Origin of the sequence: Glycomyces dulcitolivorans (assembly GCF_003265355.1) — a bacterium.
Lineage (GTDB): Bacteria > Actinomycetota > Actinomycetes > Mycobacteriales > Micromonosporaceae > Glycomyces > Glycomyces dulcitolivorans.
In genome coordinates this window covers 1-2,646 of sequence record NZ_QFRW01000049.1, presented here as the reverse complement: position 1 = coordinate 2,646, position 2,646 = coordinate 1, and the positions used below count along the sequence as shown (strand labels likewise).

Sequence of the window (2,646 nt, the reverse complement as noted above, 5' to 3'; positions counted from 1 at the left end):
GCGACGGCACGTTCCACACCGACTGGTCGGGCGACCGCACCGAGCACGAGGTCTAGCGACAATGGGAACGGCGCCCCGCCCGAAATTCCGGGCGGGGCGCCGTTCCGCTTGCCTCAGTTGACGAACCAGGGCCCGTAGGAGCCGCCGAGGTCGACCGGCTCGACGGGGGCGTCGCCGTCCTTCAGGCGCTTGACGAGGGAGACGAGCCGCTCGGGTTCGAGCATCCCGTCCGTCGAACCGCACTCGTCGATCGGCAGCCACTTGAAGACGAGGTCCTTCTCGTAACCGGTGTCGACGAGCATCCGCGGCTCGAAGCGCTCGACGCGCAGGAAGAAGTACCAGTTCTTCTGGATCAGCAGGCGGCGGTGGGGGAAGCAGGCGTAGACGCCGAACCCGACCGGACCGGTGAGATCCGCGGGGTCGACGTCGAGCGCGGTCTCCTCGTACAGCTCGCGGACGGCCGCGGTGTGGAGCTCCTCGCCGTCCTCGACGCCGCCGCCGGGGGTGAACCAGCGCTCGACGCCTTCGCGGCAGCGGTTGCCGCCCACGTGGAGGACGGTGTCGTCAGGGGCGAGGAGGAGGATGCGCGCGGAGGTGCGGAACTCGGCGCCGGTCTCGGCTTCGATGCCGCCCATCAGGTGGCCGGTGCGTCGGCGGGGGTCCCGGCCGGTTCCAGCTGTACCGGCTCGGTCGGGACGTCGCCGTCGATGAGTCGTTTCACCAGCTGCGTCAGCGAGTCGATGGGGTGGTCGAAGCCCGCGGTGGTGCCGAACTCGGTCGCGGGGATCCAGTTGAACTCGAAGTCGGCCTCGTAGGCGTCGCCGCCGGAGACGTGCGGCTCGAACCGGTCCACGCGGACCAGGAAGAGCTGGTTCTCCTGCGTGAAGGGGCCGCTCTCGCGCATCGCGTGGTAGTGCTGGCGGGCTACCGGGCCGGTCACGTCGCCGGGCTCCGCTCGCAGGCCGGTCTCCTCGAACAGCTCGCGCACGGCGGCGTCGAGGGGGGTCTCGCCGGGGTCGATGCCGCCGCCGGGGAGGAACCAGCGGGCGGGGCGTTCCGCGGTCGCGGACCGGCCGATGAACAGGACCGCGTCCTGTTCGTCGATCACGATGCACCGCGCGCCGTACCGGTCGATCTGGGTGGGTTCGTTCGTCGCGCTCACCGGTCAAGTATGGGGGCACGCTCGGTAGTCGTCCAGCCCCTATCGGTGTCCCATGTCCAAGCGCCCCACGGGATGCGAAGCGGCGCAGCGGGTCTCGGGCCGTCCAGGAGGCTCGTGAGCAGGGACGCGATGCGGGCGGGGAACACGAGCGCGTCGGCGGCAGCGACCTCGGCCGCGGTCATCCACTTCGCGGCCGTGAACTCCTCTCGCTCGATCGCCTCCAGGCCGTCGCGGACGGGGGTGAAATGCGCCACGCGCATGAAGAAGTACGAGTCCTCGGAGTCGATCACGAGGTCGGGGCCGTCCGACCAGATCCCGGCGGTCTCGGCGACGACGGGCCCGAGCGCGGCCGCGTCGATGCGCAGGCCGGTCTCCTCGAACACCTCGCGGACCGCGCCCGCCTCCAGGGATTCGCCGGCGTCGAGGCCGCCGCCGGGGGTGACGTAGTACTCGACGCCCGGGCCCATGTAGTCGCGGCTGTGGAACAGCAGCACCCGGTCGTCCTCGTCCACCAGCAGCACCCGCGCGCAGCGGCGCCGAACCGTGTTCGCCATCGCCCGAGCATCGCACCGCTTCAGTGCTCCTGCAAACAGCCCGCTCCCGCAAACGGGTCGGGCCCGCGACGGATCGTCGCGGGCCCTGGTTTCCTGAGGCTTCAGGCGGCTACCGGGACGGCCTCAGGGGTCCGGCGCTCCTCGATGAGGCGCTTGGCCAGGCGCGCCGAGGACTCCGCGAGGCCCATGATCATGAGGGCGTTGATCGCGTGGAAGCCGAAGATGATCTGCCCCGGCACGGTGCCGGCGACGCTCACCAGGGCGATCACGGACTGGAGGACGACCAGGCCGAACACGCCCGCGGCCAGGCCCGTGAGCTTCCTGCCCGACCGGGCGAGGGCCGCGAACAGGATGCCCAGCAGCGCCACGACGGCGATCACGCGGCCGTTCATGATGTGCAGGGAGAACGACTCGTCGGGGGAGCCGGTGCCGAGGGCGCCGTACCCGGCCAGGAAGAACTGGATCCCGATCAGGGCGTGCAGCAGCCCGACCCACACCCGATAGAACTTAAGCATCGACATTCCTCGTTTCGATTTCGTCTTGGACGGCGTCGACGGCGGTCATCGCGCCGAACGCCAGCAGATGGACCAGGCAGTGGTCGGTGAACACCTCGCCCCGCCACGAATCCACATCGGACTCGGTGATCGCGTTGGGCGCCAAGGCGGCCGCCACCGCCAGACGCGCCCCCAGGCCCGCCTGACCCGGCAGCCCCGCCGCACCCGCCAGCTCCGGCACCCGGTCCGCGACCTCCGTGCCGCGCGAGCCCACGGTCCGCGCCACCGCCTCGACGGCCTCGTCCGACAGGAGCATCGACCCGTACGCGGCCATCGACCGCACCGCGCCGTACGCGCGCCCCACCGGCGACCCCGCCGCCCACGCCGGCTCGCGCACCGCCGTGCCCCGCGCCCACTGCGGCCGCTCCTCCAGCAG

4 protein-coding genes and 1 pseudogene are annotated in these 2,646 nt (G+C 71.5%); all 5 read right to left on the bottom strand.

The features are described from left to right. Positions 1-113: 113 nt before the first annotated feature. A complete protein-coding gene (locus DI269_RS02780; RefSeq protein WP_112133608.1) occupies positions 114-635 on the bottom strand; it encodes an NUDIX domain-containing protein in 522 nt (173 codons plus the stop codon). Then, a complete protein-coding gene (locus DI269_RS02775) occupies positions 635-1,162 on the bottom strand; it encodes an NUDIX domain-containing protein (RefSeq protein WP_112133607.1) in 528 nt (175 codons plus the stop codon). The genes DI269_RS02780 and DI269_RS02775 overlap by 1 nt, the downstream gene beginning before the upstream one ends. Next, complete coding sequence (locus tag DI269_RS02770; protein ID WP_112133606.1) at positions 1,159-1,716, bottom strand: NUDIX hydrolase; 558 nt, start codon at positions 1,714-1,716, stop codon at positions 1,159-1,161. The genes DI269_RS02775 and DI269_RS02770 overlap by 4 nt, the downstream gene beginning before the upstream one ends. A 101-nt stretch (positions 1,717-1,817) precedes the next feature. Continuing rightward, positions 1,818-2,231: a DUF6220 domain-containing protein gene (locus tag DI269_RS02765; RefSeq protein WP_157974725.1), complete on the bottom strand. Its 414-nt coding sequence runs from the start codon at positions 2,229-2,231 to the stop codon at positions 1,818-1,820. Continuing rightward, positions 2,224-2,646: pseudogene (locus DI269_RS02760) on the bottom strand (hypothetical protein); the annotation flags it as partial. The gene DI269_RS02765 and the pseudogene DI269_RS02760, both read right to left, overlap by 8 nt.